This window comes from Mycoplasma sp. 5370 (genome assembly GCF_054343435.1).
The window spans coordinates 1-21,009 of the sequence record NZ_JBTGVF010000017.1; the positions used below are offsets into that span (position 1 = coordinate 1).

The following is a 21,009-nucleotide window of genomic DNA, read 5'->3' on the forward strand; positions in this document are numbered from 1 at the left end:
TAAATATTTGCTATTGAGAAATTTTTACACAAAATTTATTACACTTCCGAAAAACCCCAAATGAAATTTGAAATTCTTGAATTTCAAAATAAAAAAATTTTACCAGTGATATCACTGGTAAAATGTGTCCCAATAAATTGTCCCACTTTAGAGTTTCTTTATTGAATTTTTAATTAGTTATTAGTTTTATAACTTTTATCCTTTATTTTCCTTTTTAAATCCTTTAAATAGCAATTATTTTTGTTGTATGCTATTCTGTATACTGCTTTTCAAAATAAACCTAAAGTCATTGGAATGAATAAAGCAATAATAAACATTAATATATCTAAAAATATTACTACTGCAATATTTCCGCCTTTATAAAAGAAAGGTTTAGTGAAATTTAAGAAAGTATATATAACTACTCCATCATTATATTCTTTTGCATAATATGCATATGAAGCAAAATATAAGATAAAAGCAAATAAGAAGTAACCAAAAACATATAATGAAGTATGGAATAAAAGTTTATTGTCAATAGTTAATGATTTTCTTATTAAAAATAAAGTAATAAAACCAAGAATTGGATTAATTAAATGGGTAATTAATGAAACAATGCTTCCATATACATTAGTTCAATCATTAGTATAGGAAATTAGTGCTCAGTAAATTATAAAAGTAATGGTAATTAAAGTTGTTGCTGCAAATAATCATCTTTTAATTTTAGTACTTTTTCTATTTGCTGCTAAAAGAATTAAAACTACTCCTAATAAGAAATTACTTTGATATGTAAAGTAAATTAAAGAACTTGCATTTTTAAAAATTACTTGCATTTTTATTGCTTTTCCTACCTGTGCAACTGATGGACTAAATTTTGCCATTTCAATAATTAAAAAAATTGTTGAAGTTAATAGAATAAAAAGTCCCATTATTAAAAAAGGTAAACTTTTTGAACTAATTATATTTTTTAAATAATGTTTTTTCATCATTCTCCTTATTTTTTAAATTTGAATTTATTTTCGTTTTTGTTAATTAATCTTTTGATATTAGACTTATGTGAATAAATAACAAAAATATGGGAAATCAAGATTATTAATGGATTTATTCAATATAAATCTGGATATATTTTTCAGTTAAATCAAGATAACTGTCCAAGGGCAAATCAAGGAATAAAAGATAAACCTATTAAAATTAAAGGAACAAAAATTGAACCTACTGAAATATATCTTGTAAAGTATACAACTGTTATAAAAATTACTACTCCAATTGCAACAATTACTAAATTATAACCAAAGAATAGTCCAAGCAAACTTGCTGCTCCTTTTCCGCCTTTAAATTTAAAGAAAATTGGTCATATATGACCGATAATCACTCCTAAACCCGCTATTTGGGGAATTAAGTATTTAAGTGATGTATCATGAATTGGTGAGCTTTGAATTTGTGAATGTATTATTCAAGCAATTATGACTGTTATATAAGCTTTGAATATGTCGAAAATAAAGATTGGAAGTGCTATTTTAGCTCCATAAACTCTTAAGGCGTTTGTAGAGCCTGCATTTTTAGAACCTCTATCGCGAATATCTTCTTTTCTTTTTGTCCTGCTAAAAATAATCGAAATGTTCACAGAACCAATTATATAACCGATAATTAAAGCAATAAAATTAGTTATGATAATGTTAAATGTCATTATACCTCCTTGTTATCCAATTGTAACATCTTCTTCAATATATTCATATTTTGAAAACTTGTGATTGTGACTTCCTCAAATCAAAATTGTGGAAGATATTCCAAGTTGCCCTACAAACATAATGAATATTAAAGCAATTTTACTAATGGAATTTAAATGACTTGTAATTCCTGTAGACAATCCTGTTGTTCCAAAAGCTGAAGTGATTTCAAAAAGAACATTAATAACTCCATATGTTCTTCCTGAACTTTCACTTACAGCAGTACTTATGGTCGTGTTGTCTCATGGAATTTTACCACCAAATGTATTAAATGATGTTGTTAAAAATAAAAAAACTATTAAATTAAGCAAAATTGAAATAATTAATACCACAGAAGATTGATTTACAGTTTCATCTTTTATTTTTCTTTTAAACATATGAGTGGAATTTTTCCCACGCATTTTGGAAATTAAATTTAATAAAATAATTGCAAGTGTTGTTGAACGAATTCCCCCACCTGTTGAAGAAGGTGCAGCTCCAATAAACATCAAGATAGAAAGAATTCCAAGTGATGTATCAGTTAAATTATAAAGATCAAATGTAGCATATCCCGCGCTTCTTGTAGAAAAAGAAGTAAAGATAATTGCAAAGACTTTATCAAAGTGTGTTCCATAACTATAACCTATTGTACTTGTTTTACCTCAATAAGCAGGATCGGATTGACTAAGATTTCAAAAACTAGATTGATCTTTGCTTAGAAGTTCAAAACAAAGCACAAGTGCAACCCCAATGATTGCAACAGCAAAATAAGTTACTAACGAAATTTTTGAAAATAAAGAGAATTTGTGTCTTTTTCTTTTGGTAATAAGACAATAAAAGTATTTATAAAAATCATAAACAACTGGATAACCAATTCCACCAATAATAAATAACAGTAGTAATCATACTTGTAAAAGATGATTGCTATAATAAGGCGCAAGTGAGTTATCACCAATAATATCAAATCCTGCATTATTTAAAGCGGTTATAGAGTGAAATATTGCAAATCTTAAAGATAAATTAAAGTTATGATAAGGATTATTGAATTCTGTATCTATAGCAAAATCACCTTTGCTATAGTAAAAAAGAAAAGTTAATCCAAAGGAAGAAATTACTAAAACAGTAAACATTATTGTTACAGAAACTAAAATTACCTTTTTAATATCTCCCATATTATTAGAACTTCTTTCTAAAGCTAGCACATCTCTTGAAAAGATTCCTAGCTTGAGTCCAAAAATATAATTAAAGATATAGACTTTAATAGCAAAAACCCCAATTCCCCCTATTAAAATCAAAATTGCAATTACAGCTTGCCCAAACATCGTTCACGTGCTATGAGTTGCTTTAGTTACAAGTCCTGTATCACTAAAAGCAGATGCTGAAGTAAATAAAGCATCTACATAGGAAACAGAACCAGGTTCTGTTTGCGAAACATTTCAATACAATAATAATGAACCAGTAATGGTTATTATTATGTAAATAAGAAATAAGTATCTAATTTTTCCAACTTTTTTGTTGAATTTAGATCTTAAATTCCCAAGAGCATTTCACAAATGGATTCATTTAAATTTATTCAATTTCTTTGTTTTTTTTGAAAAAATTCTTTTATTGTTTCTTTTCATATTATTTTATTTTATAATAATAATTACAAAAATAGTAAAATTATTTTAATTTAAAATCACATTTAAGGAGAAAAATGAGAAAAAATAACGGAATTTGTGTAATTGGTGCTGGAAGATTTGGTCAATCTGTTATCACACAACTTTCAAAATTAAATAAAGAAGTTGTTGCAATTGATAGAGAAGAAAGAAATTTAATTTCCATAAAAGATTACACTGTAGCTAACTATGTTGCTGATGCAGCTGATTTAAAAGCTTTAGAAGCTCTTGGAGTTGGAAACATCGATACAGTCATTGTGGCTTTATCAGAAAATATTGAAATAATTGCAGCACTTTTAGAACTAAAAGTGAAAAATATTATTGCAAGAGCTAATAGTCATAGACATGCTCGTGTTCTACAAAAAATCGGTATTCAAATGATTATTAGACCAGAAGAAGAAGCGGGAGTTAGAACAGCTTTATTTGCTACAAATAAAAGTTTTATCAAATATACTAATGACTTGCAAGAATTAGGGGATGGATATGTTGTTGGTTCTGCTGTTTTAACTGCTGATAGCTACCATGGTTTAACTTTAAAGAAAACTAATTTCACTGCATTAAACGTAATTGCAGTTATGGTTAAAAGAAAAAATAATTCTTATTTACCGGATGGAAATTTTAAATTATTAAAAGAAGATTTAATTACTTTTATTGGTAAAATCGATGACGTCACAAGAGTTTTTGAAATGATTTCAAGTCAGGAAGAAAATAAATAATTCTTAGTAATAAAAAAACCGTTTATTTGCTTAAAACAAGCATAAACGGTTTTTTAATTCAAGAAAATTAAGAGTTAGAATTATTTTTGGATTTAACTCTATCTATGTAGTCTCTAAGTGCTAATCCTACTCCATTTTGCATACAAGTTGCTGTGTAAAATTTAGCTTTTTCTCTTGTTTGATCAGTTGCATTTTCCATTGCATAGGAAAAATCGCTAATTTCTAACATTGACCAGTCATTAGGACTATCTCCAATTGTCATTGCATTTTTAACATCTTCATCATAGAGATTTTTGCTAAATCATTTAGCTGCATTTCCTTTGGAAGAACCAAAGTTTGTAATTTCTAAATGATTTTTTCTCATAAATACAACATTAATAGGTAAGTTTTTAATTTCATTATAGATTACTAATATGTCATTTTCGTTTCCAAAAACTTCAATTTTAACAACATTTTTTTCACTTTGAGAACTATTAATAACTTGATCTCTTGAATATAAAGAATAATCATAACTATAGTTATATTCTTCTTTAGAATTAAAACTAAAATAGTTTTTATCGTTTCAAAAATTTACTTGTGCATTATATTTTTTTGCTAAATTGAAAATTTTTTCTTGTATTTCAATAGGAAAAGGATTTAAATAAATATATTTTTTTTCTTTGTTGTCAAAGATTCCTGCTCCATTTGAAGTAATTAAATATCTTATTGATAATTCATCTGCAAGATTTTGATGTCTTTCAAAAGCTGGATTTCCTGTTGAAATAACAAATTCTCCCCCGTTTTTAATAAATTTTAAAATATCATCTTTAGTTTCTGATGAAACTTTAAAGTCTCTTCCATAGATGGTTCCATCTACGTCTGAATAACAAATCATTTTCTTTATCATACTTTTCAATTATATACTTTTTATGCTTTTAAATTCAAGATATATAAAACTTTTTTATTTTTTTGAATTATTAATTATTTTTATTTTATAAGAAATTTTCCTAAAAACTTGGAAAATTGTAAAAAAAGTGTATAATTTAACATATTAATATAAAAGAAAGGAATTTATCATGAATAAACGTTCATTAAAAACTATTGCGATGAAAAAAGTATTTTTTGGTAAAAAAAATACTAATGTTTATTTATATGGTTAATTTCTGTAAAAATATTATTAATGAATTTATAATACACATAATTTTAAATTAAATATTAATAAAATCTTTATTAGAAATTAGGGTTCTGATTTTTAATAAAGATTTTATTTTTTAGAAAAAGAAAGAGAGAGAAAATGTTAAAAAAGAAATTGAGTTTAACTGCTAAAGTATTAATTTCTGCTGGAATTATTGTAGGAGGTTCAACGGCTGCAATCGGTGGTGTTTTTCTGCACAGTTATCTTTCAGATGAAGTAAATGGATCTAATTCTAATTTAAGTAAAGAAGATTTAAAAAATGATTATTCAAAAATTTATGATGAAAATAGGAATTTAAAACCTATTTTAGCAATCAAAGATCCTTTAAAGAAAAAAGACGTTGCATTTTTAAATGAAAACGGAACAGAATTTTGATTTAAAGAAAATCCAAAAGAAAAATACGATTTTGATACATTTTTTAAAAAATACTATCAAAAATATGAAGAAAGCTTTATTTTAGAAGTTAAATATGGTTCATTTAGTTTTTATGATGAATACGTTTTAGCAGTGCAACCAGAGCAGTTTATTGAATTTACAAAATGATTCTTTAAAAATGTATCTTGAGGACCTGATTTAGTTACCCTTGAAAGTTTTAGATTAGTTCCAGGAGTAGAACAAAATGGTAATGCTATTACTTTAGGTTCTCATACTACTTTAAATAAAGAAGTTAGTGAAATTAAATTTTTCCCTGATGCATTTTTCGGTTCAATGCCTTTATATTCAGAACTTTCAGGTTCAGGAAACGCTTCAGATTCTCTAGCTTATTTAGCATTTAGAAATCTTGAAAATAAAAAGACAGTTGACACCTTTTTACAAAGCATACCTTTAGCAAGTGCTATTAAAAATTCAATTGCACATAATGCTAATGATAACGCCTTTCTCTCTTTAAACATTCCTTCTAAATTAAAAGATAAAGAGTTTTTAGCATATATAAATCGTGAAGAAGGTGAAAACGGAAGAGGAACCTTACTTTTTGATAAAAATATTAGTGAACAGCAATTTAAAGAATTACTGAAAAAACACTCATTAGAAAAGGAAAATATTGCTTTTTCAGCTCTTGAAAAAGTTCAAATATCAACTATTTCTTCTGAATTAAACGATAGTAATCCAATTTTAGCTTTAGGTTTAAAAGTGTTAAATTCATCTAAAAATGAAGTTGTAAACTTTAGAATGTCAGAAGGAGAAATTAGTAATAAATGACTTTTAACTTATCAATTATTAAAAGAAACTATTGATTCTCAAATTGTACACTTTTTAGATTTTTATGACATAAAAGCATATGAAAATAAAAAACTTTATAAATTTACAAATGCAGGAAAAACCTTTTTCTATAAAAATAAAATAGAAGCATTAAATAATAATGATGCACTAAAAAACTATGCATCTTTAAGTGATGAAATTAAAAATAACTTAAAGGAATATACAGTTAAAAAATTAGAAGTTATTGATGCAAAATTACACGTTACTTTAAGTAATAATAACCAAGATGAAACTATAATTTATGAATCTAAAAATATGTCAGATGCTGCTCATGAACAATTTATTGAATTTAAAGAAGCAATTGGTTACCAAGGTTCAATTAACCCTATTACCATTTCATATGGTCCAGAAAATTTAGGACTAAAAGATGAAAATGGTAAAGACTTAAAAGGAATGGATTCAAGAAATTATCAAGTTTATTATGAAACTTATAATGGATTAATTGAAAAAGTAACTAAAAAATATCCACACTTATTAAAAAGACAATTTGGACCACATATACAGAAAAAACTGAATGAAAAAGGATATTATGAATATTCTCTTACTGATGGAGAATATTATGGATTACAACACACCGATAGAATCGGTTTACCTTTAGTTTTAGGCGCTACTATTGAAAACTTTAAAGGTATTTCCATTGACTTTTTAAAATACGTAACAGCTCATGAATACGGACACCACTTTACTTTAGAGCAAAATCAAGCTTTAAATAATAATGAAAATGCTTTAATTGTTGGTGGATTATCAACAAGAGGTGGAATTAATATTTCTTCATACTATTCATACAAAGGTTTAGAAAATTACTTACTTGCAAGAACTAATTTATCTATAGAAAGAGTAAACGCATTAGGAAAACCTTCTGCAAAAGGTGAATATGTAAGATTTAAATACTTACAAAAAGATGGTGTAGAACATTTAGAAACTGATGATGAAATTTGAGGAGATGCAAATCCAAAAGCAAGTATTTTTGAAGTAGCAAAAAATACCAAAAGAAGATTTTTACAAACTTTTGAAGGTCTTATGGAAGCTGCTAAAGAAAGAAAAGTTGATCTTAAAGATTTATTTTTAGCTAATTCCTTTGATGAAAATTCAGGAACTTTAAACCCATTTATTACAGGAAACACCAAAGCATTTGCTAAAAAAGAAACTGATGTTAATGGAACTAAAAAACAAGTATATAAATTAGAAGAAATTTCTCTAAAAAATATTCTTAGCGAACTTAAAGATGGTAAAGGGAAAAAACTTTCAGAAATAGTAACTTTAAATGCTGCAGAAACTGATTTTACTTTAGAAGTTGTTAAACTAGAAGAAGTGAAAGAAAACAATCAAACTATCACTTATGCAAGAGAAATTAAAATGTTTAACAATGATGGTTCTCCTGTTATTAATGTTCCTTTAAACGAACCACTTGATAAAGCTACATTAGACTTTATAACAGCAAAAACACAGGAAATTAAAACAGCGATTGAAAATGCAGTAATTAGAAGATTCTCTCAAAGTGGATGAAATGATTTAAGTTCTTCACTTGGTGGAGTTGTTTCTCCAAATCTTAGAAATGTTTTAAATGCATATGATACTGATAATATTGCAAATAACATTATTAACAGAAGTGCAAATGATGAACTAAATCCTGAATACAACGTAGTAACAGCTGAAAATAACCCAAGAAAAGCAAAAGAATACTTTGCTTTAAATAGTTCAGATTCACTTGCAAACCAAATTAAAGACACTTTAAAAGGAGCAAAAGCTTTTGTTGATTTAATTAATTCAAATCGTGGTTATGAAGGACAATTAACCAATGTTTTAAGTTTTGTTACTAAAAATGGAGACAATTATTCCAGTGATGTTCGTTTCACTTTCCCGAATGTAGCAAGAGCAGAATCAAGATTTTTAACAAGTGTTTATACAAGTAATATTGAATCTAACCTAAAAAACGCTCTTGAACGATTTGAACTTAATCTTGAAGGAAAATTACAAGTTAATCCTTTAATGGTTTTCGCAAGAGAAGGAACAAGAATTTTAGGTTCAACCAATATATTACAAAGTGCTGATTTTATCTTTATAAACGATCAAAATAAAGTATCAGATCACGTTGCTATCAATAATGCTTTTACTAAAAATAATGATGCTGAATTAGCTAAATTAATAACAAAAATCGGATTTAATACTAAAGATAACATTTTCGATGACAAAAGAAACGGAATTTCCCTTTATGAAGCATTCAATTCTTCATTAGAAAAACTAAATATTTCTACAACTGCAACTGAATATAATACTGTTGTATTTAATAACTTTAAAAACTTCTTTGAATTTGCTTCATTAGATTATTCCAAAGCAACTTTAGTTTCTGTAACTAAAGATGTTGCAACAGGCAAAGAAAGTGCAGTATTTAACTGAAATATTGATTATGTTAAAACTAAATTTGATCTCAATAAATTTAAAGAAGAATTACTAAAAAGTTCTGCTGAAAGTGCTAAAACAAAAGAAATGATTCAAAATGGCGATGATCAAGTAATTGCTAATGAAATGATGTTTAGATTTAGAAAAAGTCATTACTTTTTAGCAATTAAAGACTTTAATCCACTAACTGAATTAGAACAAAATAAAGCTATTTTTTCAGAAAAATACGGAATTTCCTTTTTAAGTTCTTCATTTAAAACGGGTCTTGTTTATGATTTAAGTAAATATTCAAAAGATGAACAATATATAAAATATGATGCAAATAAATTGCAAACAATTTTAAAAGAATACGTTACTAAAATTTTAGGTAAACAAGAAAATATTGATCAAATATTAGCTAATGTTAATTCTCAAGATTTATATTTACTTGTAGGAAATATTATAACTTGAAATAACAATGGGCTAATCAATCAAATAACTTTAGGTGATGTCATCTTTAATGAATTCAATAGCGGGCAACCAAGTTCTGATGTTCTTAACTATAATCTTTCCAGAGTTGAAGCATCTATTGGTGATAAATTTACAGATTATATTTACAACATTGCTGAAACTTTAACAAGAGATTATGTACAAACAACTTATGTTCCAAGTTTTAAAGATTTTGGTAATCTACCTGGATATTTAAGTAATTTAAATGAAGCAACTACAGGTTTAGACTATATTGTCGATGCAACTAAATTAAAAATTTGAAATGACAGAAAAAATAATTTTAACAACTCTTCTTCAAGTATTACTCAAGCTGGGAGATCATTAAAATTCGAAGAATATTTACCAAAAACAAAAGATACTTATGTTGAAATTTCAAATCAAATAGATAGATTAAAAGATTTGGCTAAGTCTTTTGTAGAACAAATTTTAATAATAGCAACAACTTACACAGGAGATAAAGAAGAAGAAGGTAAAAAATTAATAGAAAAATTAAGAGAACAAATTAACAAAATTAATGAGCAAAATAGTGACTTAACAAATAAAAGATTCAAAAAAGTTATTGACATTAAAAACAAAGTTTATGGTTCATACATTTCTAGAACTACCTTCTCACCAAGAAATGAAGATAGAACTTCTTCTTATTTTGGAAGATTCATTACAAGAAATAATGGATATTTCAAAGATACAGTTGAAAAAGAAAAAATTGGTTTAGAGTTATATGATGAAAATAGAAATGAAATAGTGGATGATTCAATTAGATTAAAAGACTTTGATGGAAATAAAATTAATACAAGAGCAAAAGCATTCTTTGTCTCTCAAATTTTAAACTACGGAGTAGGAAGTAGAAACATTTCAGGATTATTTAGAAATAAAGAAAAAGATGCTGTTGTTCTTTATGGTTTTGTAAAAAATGAAAAAGCAAATAAAATCAAAAAAATTAGATTTACTGATGTTATTACAAAAGAAATTAAATATCTAGATGTTAATTTTAAAGATACAAATAATTTATTTTATTTATCAAAACAAGGTGATGAAAGTTCCAAAGTTACTTTAGCAGACTTAGGTTACTCTTCATGAGTTTCAGACTATGCAATTATGGCTAAATATCGTGATACCTTACTAAAACCAAAACACAAATATTTTGTGGAATTTGTTGATGAAAATAACGAATTTGTGGAAGAATTATCACTTGGTGATTTAGAAGTAATTTCTGAAAACGGAAAAACAGATACACAATCTTCAATAAAAATTTATAAAGATAAAACAAAAGAAAATAAAGCAATAATAGATATTGACTTCCAGTTCAATATAACAGGATAATAAAGGAGAAATATGAGAAAAAAAATTAAGAAGAACCTATTAATTTCAGGTTTAGTTTTATCATCAACTTTAAGTTTATCTATTATTTCTTGTTCAACAAATAATGAAAATCAACATTCTTCAACAGTAAGTAAGAAAAATTACGACTTTGGTTTAGCAACTGAACCAATTAACAACTTAAACTACATTAGATATAAATCAATGGACAAAATTTTACCTGCTTTAATTGATCCTTTTGTTAAATCAGGACCCACTTCTAGTTTAAAGTCAATTATTCGTGTTAATGATTTTAATATGGTTATGATTGATACAAGTAATACTAAAGATGCTAATGGTAATGATTCTAATAATTTCAATGATTTCTTTAAAAATAAAGGAGAATTAGAGCAAACTGATGGTTATGGAAGAGTTACTGGATCATTTTTAAGATTAGCTGATTTTGGGTTTGTTGGTGGTCTTGGTAAAGGATCGTTAGGTGATTTAAGAAGAGGTGCATCAATTTATGGTTTTAGAAGTCCTAAAAACTCAAATAACTATTTCGCTTTTACAGGTTCTTTAAATAATAAACAAAATTTATGAAGTAATAAGGATGTTATAAATGCTCAAGATTTAAGAGACTATCTAGAATATATTTTAGATTTAAACACTGGTTCACAAAGACTAGATCAAGTTAAAAAATATGGTTTTAGAAGTGCTGAAAGATTTATTAACGCTCAAAAAGACTATTTACAAAAGTTTAATGAGAATTATAAAAATCCTTGAGGTCGTAGAAAATACATTTTAAACGATAAAAAGGAATGAATTCAAGATCCAAATCAAAAAGTTTGAGAATCTCAAGTCAAAAACGAAAATGGCGAACCTTTAGATACAAAAGAAATTGAAGAAATTAAAGCAGCTGCTCTTGATTTTGGATTTTATACAGGACAATTATTTTTAGATTATACTAACGAAGAAATTGAAAAAAACTTAGAACACAATCCTTCTTTCTTTATTCCAAATAAAGATAAAAAAGATAATCAAACTTTTAAAATTTTAGTAGATGCAAATGCAACTAAAGAAGCAGATAAGTTTAAAACAGTGACTTTAGTAGCGAATCCTTTTGTTAATCCTTATCAAGAATTTTCACTTTCAGATAACAAAATAAAAACTAAATATAATCAAATTGCAAATAGTGAAAACAGTTTTACAGCAATTTTTGATGAAAATAAAACTCCAAACTTAAGTTATTTACTTCAAAATATTTTTATGAACTTATATCCAGCAAATAGAAAATATATTGAAACTGTTGCTGGTGGAATTGATAAATTTGGTTCAGATACTAAAAAATTCCTAACAAGCGGACCTTTTAATATGAATAAAGATGATATTATTTTAGGACCACAAGGACAAATAGTTTTAGAAAAAAATAAAGACTATTATGATGCTAAAAATACCATTACTAATAAAATAAAAATTTATTTTTCAACTGATAGAAATACTAATGCAACCTTTTTTGAAGATGGTTATGTTTCACAAACCTACATTCCAGCTTCTAAAATTAATAAGTATTGATCAAATGAAGAATATAAACAATATTTAAATAAAAATCAAGGTTATGGAACAATTGCTTTTGGATTTAACTTAGATAATGAAACAAATGCATCTAGTTACATTCAAGATCAAGATTTAAGAAATGCAATTTATTATGCTGTAAATAGAGAAGATGCAATTAAATTTGTTGGATGAGATTTCTCTTTCCCAGTAAATACTTGAACTTCATATGGACAATACAGAACTTTTGATGGAAAAAACATTGAAACTTACTTTAGTGATTTAAATTCAAAAGCTAAAAATCAAAAAGAATTTAACCTTTTAAATTATGACTTTTTAGTGCATTTATCAAAAGGTTATACCTTTGAAAAAACTGTTAGAGGCGATCTTGCGTATGACGTTAATACAGCAAAATACTATATTGAACGTTTCAAAGCAAAACATCCAAATCTACAAAAAGTGTACTTAACATTTTTAAATAACTCATCAGATGAACAGAAAAAAGCAGGTTTATTTTTAAAAGAATCTTTAAACAAAGCATTCAATGGTTATGTAGATTTAGAAATTAAAAGTCTTCCTGAAAACACCTTCGCTTCCTTTATAGAAGAAGGTAAATATGACATAATTTATCAAAATTATGACAAAATCGGTGGAAGTGGTGCTCAAGATTATGTTTCTGTCTTCTTCTTTACTGATGAAATTGATTCTATATCACAAAAAAATATTGCTTTCAAAGACAATCCAGTTGGTTCATATACTTATGCAGAATACATAGCTGATTTAGTATTAGAAAAATCCGATTATAAAGGAAATAACAGGGAAAAAATTACACAAGCTTTAAATGTATATCTTCAAAAAATTCAACAATATATTAATAATAACATTAGTGAAGAATTTAATAAACTAAACAATAAAGATTCCATTAGCAATTTAGAAATTTCTAGTTTTAGTAATAAATATGCAGAACAAGTTGCTAAAGAGTTAGAAAAATCAGAACATAAAAGTGTTTATAATGTTAAATTTACTAAAAATGCTTTAGAATATTTTTTAACTAGAAACCAAAACATTAAATATGGAAGATTAAAAAGAATGTACATTAATTTAATTACTAATGAAATGACAGTTGAACAAATAGCTAAGTTAACTAACAATACAAAAACTAGACTTGCTTTTAATCAAAGTATTGATATTTCTAAAGTTAAATTTGATTTTTGAAACAAATTTATAGAACTTGCTTTACAAACAAATACAGAAAATAGAAGCACTTATTCAGATAGAATTGCTGCATTCTTTTCAGGAAACTTTACAACCGATGAACTACATCAAGGATGAACACAAGAATATGTTTATGTTTTCATAGGAGAATTAGAAAAAATAATAAGAGATGGTGCTTTTGTAGTTCCGCTAATGGAAGTTGATACTAACTGAGAAATTACCAAAATTGCAGGAGTTAGTTCACTATACACCTTTGCTTTACAATATGCTTATGACTATACTAATCCACCAATTGCTGGATTACCAAGAAAGAGAGACTAAAATATGGAATTTATAAAGAAAAAAGAAAATAATAAAACTGTTTATTATGATGATAATTTAGTTTATTTTACTCACAGTAGAAATAAAAAACTAACATTAAAAGATAAACTTTTAGCAATTGATTCTCCTTTTTTAAAAACTTTATGAAGATTTTTAAAAATCATATTAGAGTTTTTTATCATTGGTTTAATAGTTATAACAATCACTTTCTTTTTAATAAACGCTGTTCCAGGTTCTAATACTTTAACAGCAGGACTTGATGAATCAGCAAGAAAAACAGTTGAAATTAAATATGGACTCAATTTACCAATTTGACAAAGATATTTCAATTATTTAGGTGGAATTTTTAAAGGTGATTTTGGAATTTCACTTTCACTGTTCCCAGGTCAAGAAATAAATTCCTTTATTTGAGAAAGATTCTATAAATCCTTTTTAGTTGGTATTTTTTCAGTCTTTCTAACTGTTTCTATTGGTATTTCTATAGGAATTTGAGTTGGAAAAAATCCAGGGGGAATTTTAGATAATGTTTCAACCATATTAGTAAGTATTTTCTCTTCTGTTCCTTCAATTATCTTTGCATTAATTTTAGTATTTTTAGGAAGACTAGTTCACTTACCTTACATCTTTGATCACAAAGATTTATTAACATACGTCTTACCAGGACTTGCATTATCGCTTGGAAGCATTATTGTTTATATCAAATACATAAGAACTGAACTTAATAGGGAATTAAATTCAGTGCATGCAAAATTTGCTTATTTAAAAGGATTATCTAAAAGTCGTTTTGTGTGAAAACACGCACTAAAACCTTCTTTATTCCCAATTGCAACATTCTTCCCTGCTGTTATTTTCGGTTCATTTATTGGAAGTGTATTTATTGAGCAAATCTTCTTTATTTCTGGTTCTGGAGCAACTTTACTACAAGCAATTCAAACTAAAGATTATAATGTTATTTTATTCTTGATTATTATTTTCTCTTTCTTAACAATTATTTCTTATGCTACTCGTGATATTTTATACGAAGTAATCGATCCAAGAATAAGAAGAAAGGGAGCATAGAATGTCGTTTTTTAGTAAAATTAAACAAAAAATCAATAATAAAAATAATAAAACAAAAGAAATGGATCAAATTGATAGAGAGTCATTAAAAATGGCTCCTAATCCGGTTTTGAAACCATTTGAATATCAAGCTTGAAAACTTATTGGAAAAGCTTTTGAATATCATACAGATTCACAATTAAAACCACAAACTAAAAAATTTAAAGAATTTGTTTATCGTTATTCTAACAACTCATCTGGAGTTTTAGGATTTATGATTATTTTTATCTTAATTATCTTAGCTCTTATTTTACCTTTTACCACATTAGATCCTAATTTTAGTGATGTTAATAATAGATCATTAACCTTTAATCAAACAGATTCAGAAGGAATTTACCACTTTTTTGGAACAGATAATCTTGGAAGAGATTACTGAGCAAGATTGTGACATGGTTTAAGATATTCTTTATTATTAGCTCTTGTTGTAACTTTTATTGAAGTTATAATAGGATTAACTTTTGGAATAATGATGGGTCAATTTGATAAATTTGATAAGTTTCTAACTTTTGTAATTAAGATTTTATCCGTTGTTCCAACAATCTTAATTTTAATTTTAATTACTATTGTTGCTAAACCTACTTTTTGAGTTATTGCACTTTCACTTTCTTTAACTTCATGAACTGGGATGGCAAACCAAATTAGAGCTCAAGTAAAAAGAGCAAAAAACTTTGAATGAGTTTCAGCTTCTAAAGTTTTAGGAACTCCTACTTATAAAATATTATTAAATTATATACCGGTGATTTTACCAATTTTAATTACACAACTTGTATTTACAATTCCTGGAGTTGTTTTATCAGAAACTTCATTATCATTTATTGGTCTTGCTATTGAAGATATTCCAACACTTGGAAACTTGATATCTGATGGTCAAAAAGATTTCCCAAATTATTTAAGATATGTTTTTGTACCTTCAACGTTTTTAATTTTAATTACCACAAGTGTGCAATTAATCGGTTCAAGTATTCAAGACTCTTTAAGAAGACAAAGATAGGAAAAACAGTATGCAAAAGAATTTAAAAATACTTCGTTCAAGATTAAAAAGAAAGAAAAATAAACTTAAAAGAAAAGTAAAATTGTTCTTTCAAAACAAGAAAAATAAGAGTCAATTTGATTTTAATAAAATCTCTAAAAATGTAAAATATCAATCTTTTAAAGATGGTAAACAACTTAAAATTGCTGCTGAAATTAATAATATTCACTTATCATTTTTAAACCCAGCAAGACCTGGAGAAAAAAATAAGGTTTTAAGAGGAACTTCACTAAAAATTTATGAAGGAAAAGTTCATGCAATCATTGGTGAATCTGGTTCTGGTAAATCGGTAATCACATCGTTATTATATGGATTACCAGGAAATAATGCTGTTATTGATTCAGGTGAAATCAAACTTTATAACAACAATGTTGAAAAATTCTCTCTTAAAGATTGAGAAAAATCTCACTTTAGAGGCAGAATTGTTTCAGCTGTATTTCAAAACCCAATGTCTACTTTAAATCCAACTATGAAGGTTGGAGCACAAATTATGGAAGGTATGCTTTTAAATAAAATTGTTAAAAACAAAAAAGAAGCTTACCAAAGAGCTGTGGAATTCTTAAAATTAACCAAAATTAACGATCCAGAAGCGGTTATGAAATTATATCCACACGAAATGTCAGGTGGAATGGTGCAAAGAGTGGTAATTGCTGCTATTGTTGCACTTGAACCTAAAATTTTAGTAATGGATGAACCAACAACCGCACTGGATCCAACAGTACAAGCATTAGTACTTGATGTTATTAAAAACTTACAAGAAAAACTAAAATTAGCAATTGTGTTTATAACTCACGATTTAGGTGTTGTTGCTTCCATTGCTGATTATATTTCTATTATGTATGCAGGTCAAATTATTGAAGAAGGACTTGCAACAGAAATTCTTAAATATCCACAACACCCTTATACATGAGGATTAATTCTCAGTATGCCTGATTTAAATAAAGGAGAAAGACTTGCTACTATTCGTGGAAGTGTTCCTTCTAATTTAAATAATATTAAAGGAGATGCTTTTGCAATTAGAAATGATTATGCTTTAGCAAGAGACTTTGAAATAGAACCTGATTTTTACTTTGTGTCAGAAACTCATAGAGTTAAATCAGCACTTTTAGACAAAAATGCTCCAAAATACAATCCACCAAAAACTATTTTAAAAATATGAAAGGATTTTTTAAATGAAAACAAACAACAATCATAGTGAATCAGTATATACAATTAAGAAAAACCCTTTTGTAAAATCTAAAGTAGTTAGAAAGAATTTAAAAGGATTAGAAGATATGTTATCTCCAAAACACAACAAAGAAATCCTTTTAAAAATGCGTAATGTTGACATTACTTATGGAAGTGGTTCTAAAGCATTTCGTGCTGTTTCTGATATAAATTTAAACATTTATAAAGGTGAAGTACTTGGGCTTGTTGGTGAATCTGGTTCTGGTAAAAGTACAATTGGAAAATCTTTAGTAGGTCTTGTTCCTTATTCTTTTGGACAAATTACTTTATTAGATAAAGTTTTACCTAAAAAAATGCAAAAAGGATTGAAAGTAGGTAAAGCTTTAAAAAACTATAAAGAAATAGAAAACTTTTTAGTTAATAAAGTACAAATGATCTTTCAAGATCCAGCTAATTCCTTAAATCCCCACGTCACTGTTGAAAAAGTAGTCTCAGAAGGATTAATCAATGCTAAAAACGCTAAAGAAATTTACTTACTTAACTTCGATCAAGATGTTAAAAAAGAAATTTATGCTTTATTAAAATCTAAGAATTCTGCTTCACTAAAAGAATATTTACTTTTTGAAAAAGAATTAGATTTAAACATTTTAGAAAATTCATCTTTAGCTTTTGATTTTCTCTATAACCAATTAGCTATTAAATTAAATAACAATAATGATCTTGAAGTTTTAGAAAAACTAAACTTTTATAAAACAGAAAGAGAAGAAAAAAACAAAATTTCCGAAAAAGATGCAAGAAGTGAACTTGTTAAAGAAATTTTAAAATCTGTAGGACTTGATGATTCTGTTTTACCAAGATACCCATTAGAATTTAGTGGTGGACAACAACAAAGAATCGGAATTTCAAGAGCTGTGGTTTTACGGCCACAACTACTTGTAGCAGATGAACCAATTTCTGCTTTAGACGTTTCCATTCAAGCACAAGTTGTTAACATCTTTAACGACTTAAAAGATAAATATAATTTAACCATTCTTTTCATTGCTCATGATTTAAGAATGGTAGAGTATATCTCTGACCGTATCGCTGTAATGAATAAAGGTAGAATTCTTGAAATTGGTAAAACCGAAGAAATAATGAATAAATCATTACACCCTTATACCAAAAGTTTATTAGATGCTGTTCCTTCAATTGAAGGTAAAAAAGGAAGTCTAATAGGATATGTATATGATATTAATATGCATAATTATTCTGAAACTAATCAACCAGAATGAATTAAAATAAATGACGATCACTATGTTCTTGGAACAGAAGAAGAGATCGAAAATTGAAAAAAAGGAATATATTAAAATATGAAACAACAACAAAATAAAAAGAAGAAATTACTTTTATTAAGTGCTCTAACAACCATTTCTTCTTTACCTGTTCTTTCTTTTTTATCATGTAATGTTGAAAAAAAAGAACCAGTAAAAGAAAATGAAGAACTATCTAATAAGAAAAATGAAGAAAAGTTAAAATTAGATATTTTATCAGAAGAAGATAAATTAAAATTTACTAAAAAAATAGAAGATTCAAAAACAATTGATGAATTAAATGAAATTTCAAATGAAATTCAAAATAAAATTTCTGAAATCACAGAAGAATTTTATAAAAATCTAAGAACTGATATTGATGAAAAAATTTCTGACATTATAAAGAAAAATGAATTAACAATCAATTCTTTATCCAATAAAGATAATTATTCAAAATTAAAAGAAATTGAAAAAGAAATTAAAGAATACTTGCAAGGTTTAAAATCAGAAATAGAAACAAAATGAATATCCATTTTAAGTGAACAAGAACAAAAAACTAAAAAAGAAGAATTAACTTCTTTAACAAATGAAGAAAAAATAATAGATTTCAGAACAAAACTAATTGCTACAATTGATAAAGAAAACGAAAATACTAAATATCCAGAAAAAAAATCAGAATTTACTAATAAAATTAATTCTTTTAAATTAGAAAAAAGAAAAACTAAATGAAAAGAAGATTTAACTAAAATTAAAAAATATTCAGAAACTTTTGATTTTGAAATTTTATTAAATGAAGAATATGAAAAAGATTTATTAGAATTTAAAGAAAGAAATGAAATTTTATTTAGTTTATTTTTAGATTTTTTACAAAATGATTCAGATAAAGATATCTATAAAGCAAAAATTTCTAATTCTTCAACAGGCGAAGAAATATCTAAAGTAATAGAACAAATTAAATCTTCATTAACAAAAACAGATGAAGCAGTTATTAATAAATTTAAAGAATTAGTTTCTACTTGAATTGAAACAATAGATAAAGAATCTATTAAAAAAACATTAAAAACAGAAAAAGAAAAAGCTACAACTTTTGAAAAATTAGATTTACTCTTAAATAAAGTTATTGAAGAATATCAAATAGAGTTAATTAGTGTAAAAAATACAGTTAATTCTAGATTAAAAACATTAAATAGATATGATTCTGAAAAATCAAAAGAATTTGAAACAGAATCTCAAAAAATAGCAAAAGATAAAAAACAATTAAGTGTTCTGGCTCAAAATATCTTAATTGAATTTAAAAAATATAAACCATATATTGAATTACAAAAATATTCTAACGAAGAAGAAAGTAGCAAATTTCCCGATAAAAAAGAAATTAAAGAATTATTTTACTATAGTGCCAAAAAATATCCAAATGGTTTCTTTTCAATATCTCCAAGAGCATCTACTAAAGTCACAACTTCTACAGAATTCAAAAAAGGCGAGTACAAAGTAGAAACATATAGAACTGGAAAAATAAAAGAATATATTAATTCTGGATTACCAGTTATGGATAGAACTTATACATTAACTAGTGAAGATAAAGCAATAAAAAATAAAATTTTTGAATTAAAAAGTAAAATATTAGATGAATTTTATACATTAAATTCTAATTTTTTAGGTTCAAAAGAATACTTTTTAAAAACAGATATATCCATTGGATTGAAGGTAAAAATTTCAAGATTACTTTATACAATAGATAAAGCATTAATTGATGGATATTTTTATTCAGAAGTTTATGAAGCTTTAAGTGGAGAAACATTAGATGGTGAAGTTCTTAAGAAATCAAAAGATAGAAAAGCTGAATTAGAAAAAAATATTCCTGCTGATTTATCAGAATTAAAATCAGAATACGAAGGTACTAAAAAACTAAATCCTTAATAAAAGATAATCGCATTCAATGCGATTATTTTATTTAATTCAATAATTAAACATAAAATTACTATCACTTGAGAACAGGACTTATTGGGGAATATATATACTTTTGCTTCTGAAGGAGGGACTCCTAACACCACTGTTGAATCGTATTATAAAAATGGAAAAATCCCTTTTTTAAAAATTGAAGACACTGAAGAAAAATATGTTTATAAAACTAAAAATTTTATTACTGAAAAAGGATTGAAAAATTCTTCTGCTTGATTGATAAAACCAAATAGTATTATTTATACAAACGGAGCAACAATAGGAAATGTATCCATAAATAAGATACCTTTGACCACAAAACAAGGGATTTTAGGTATTGAATTAAATAAAAATTTTCAAAATGAATTTATATTTTATTTATTAAATACAAGGATAATAAAAGAAAAAATAAATAAGAATATTTCAGTAGGAACAATTCCTACATTAATTTTAAAAAATTTCGATTTAATAACTTTTAAAAAGCCTTTTTCTTATAATGAACAGGTAAAAATAGCAAATTTATTTAGTTCAATAGACTCTCTCCTTTCACTTCACAAGCGTAAGTGCATTTTATTGAAAAACATTAGAAAATCGCTATTTTACAAGATGTTTCCATCTCAAAATTCTGTAATTTTCCCTTTAAAATTTGAAAAAGCAACTCACACTTGAGAACAGGACGTTATGGGGAATATATATGCTTTTGGAAAGACAGGCGGAAC

13 protein-coding genes are annotated in these 21,009 nt (G+C 25.9%); 9 read left to right on the plus strand and 4 right to left on the minus strand.

The window, feature by feature from the left end; all coding sequences use genetic code 4:
• Positions 1 to 173: 173 nt before the first annotated feature.
• From ACXX88_RS02865 to ACXX88_RS02875, 3 genes are read right to left on the minus strand one after another with little or no spacing between them, the layout of a single operon-like run.
• The gene (locus ACXX88_RS02865) at positions 174 to 965 is read right to left on the minus strand and encodes an MAGa3780 family membrane protein (protein ID WP_458559537.1); all 792 of its coding nucleotides are present in this window, start codon (positions 963 to 965) and stop codon (positions 174 to 176) included.
• 8 nt (positions 966 to 973) lie between these two features.
• Complete coding sequence (gene plsY / locus ACXX88_RS02870) at positions 974 to 1,666, minus strand: glycerol-3-phosphate 1-O-acyltransferase PlsY (RefSeq protein WP_458559538.1); 693 nt, start codon at positions 1,664 to 1,666, stop codon at positions 974 to 976.
• Between the two features lie 12 nt (positions 1,667 to 1,678).
• Positions 1,679 to 3,307, minus strand: coding sequence for a potassium transporter TrkG (locus ACXX88_RS02875; protein ID WP_458559539.1), 1,629 nt, complete (start codon positions 3,305 to 3,307; stop codon positions 1,679 to 1,681).
• Positions 3,308 to 3,381: 74 nt separating this feature from the next.
• Here ACXX88_RS02875 and ACXX88_RS02880 point away from each other — a divergent pair, with 74 nt between their 5' ends.
• The gene (locus ACXX88_RS02880; protein WP_458559540.1) at positions 3,382 to 4,059 is read left to right on the plus strand and encodes a potassium channel family protein; all 678 of its coding nucleotides are present in this window, start codon (positions 3,382 to 3,384) and stop codon (positions 4,057 to 4,059) included.
• A gap of 67 nt (positions 4,060 to 4,126) precedes the next feature.
• Here the strand turns inward: ACXX88_RS02880 and ACXX88_RS02885 are convergent, their stop codons facing one another.
• Positions 4,127 to 4,945: a Cof-type HAD-IIB family hydrolase gene (locus ACXX88_RS02885; RefSeq protein ID WP_458559541.1), complete on the minus strand. Its 819-nt coding sequence runs from the start codon at positions 4,943 to 4,945 to the stop codon at positions 4,127 to 4,129.
• 387 nt (positions 4,946 to 5,332) lie between these two features.
• Between ACXX88_RS02885 and ACXX88_RS02890 the strand changes: the two genes are divergently transcribed.
• From ACXX88_RS02890 to ACXX88_RS02925, 8 genes are all read left to right on the plus strand, one after another.
• Entirely contained in the window at positions 5,333 to 10,702 is a 5,370-nt protein-coding gene (locus ACXX88_RS02890) for a PDxFFG protein (RefSeq protein ID WP_458559542.1), read from the plus strand.
• Between the two features lie 12 nt (positions 10,703 to 10,714).
• Positions 10,715 to 13,768 (plus strand): ABC transporter substrate-binding protein, encoded by a 3,054-nt coding sequence (locus tag ACXX88_RS02895; RefSeq protein ID WP_458559543.1) that lies wholly within the window; start codon positions 10,715 to 10,717, stop codon positions 13,766 to 13,768.
• A 3-nt stretch (positions 13,769 to 13,771) separates the two neighbouring features.
• Complete coding sequence (locus ACXX88_RS02900) at positions 13,772 to 14,827, plus strand: ABC transporter permease (RefSeq protein WP_458559544.1); 1,056 nt, start codon at positions 13,772 to 13,774, stop codon at positions 14,825 to 14,827.
• 1 nt (position 14,828) lies between these two features.
• Positions 14,829 to 15,857 (plus strand): ABC transporter permease, encoded by a 1,029-nt coding sequence (locus ACXX88_RS02905; protein WP_458559545.1) that lies wholly within the window; start codon positions 14,829 to 14,831, stop codon positions 15,855 to 15,857.
• A 10-nt stretch (positions 15,858 to 15,867) separates the two neighbouring features.
• On the plus strand, positions 15,868 to 17,091 hold the full coding sequence (locus tag ACXX88_RS02910; protein WP_458557542.1) for an ABC transporter ATP-binding protein: 1,224 nt from the start codon (positions 15,868 to 15,870) through the stop codon (positions 17,089 to 17,091).
• Positions 17,069 to 18,409: an ABC transporter ATP-binding protein gene (locus ACXX88_RS02915; RefSeq protein WP_458559546.1), complete on the plus strand. Its 1,341-nt coding sequence runs from the start codon at positions 17,069 to 17,071 to the stop codon at positions 18,407 to 18,409. Before ACXX88_RS02910 ends, ACXX88_RS02915 begins: the two co-directional genes overlap by 23 nt.
• Before the next feature lie 3 nt (positions 18,410 to 18,412).
• Entirely contained in the window at positions 18,413 to 20,269 is a 1,857-nt protein-coding gene (locus tag ACXX88_RS02920; RefSeq protein WP_458559547.1) for a hypothetical protein, read from the plus strand.
• Between the two features lie 84 nt (positions 20,270 to 20,353).
• Positions 20,354 to 21,009: restriction endonuclease subunit S (locus ACXX88_RS02925; RefSeq protein WP_458559548.1), on the plus strand; the 656-nt coding region annotated here is incomplete at its 3' end.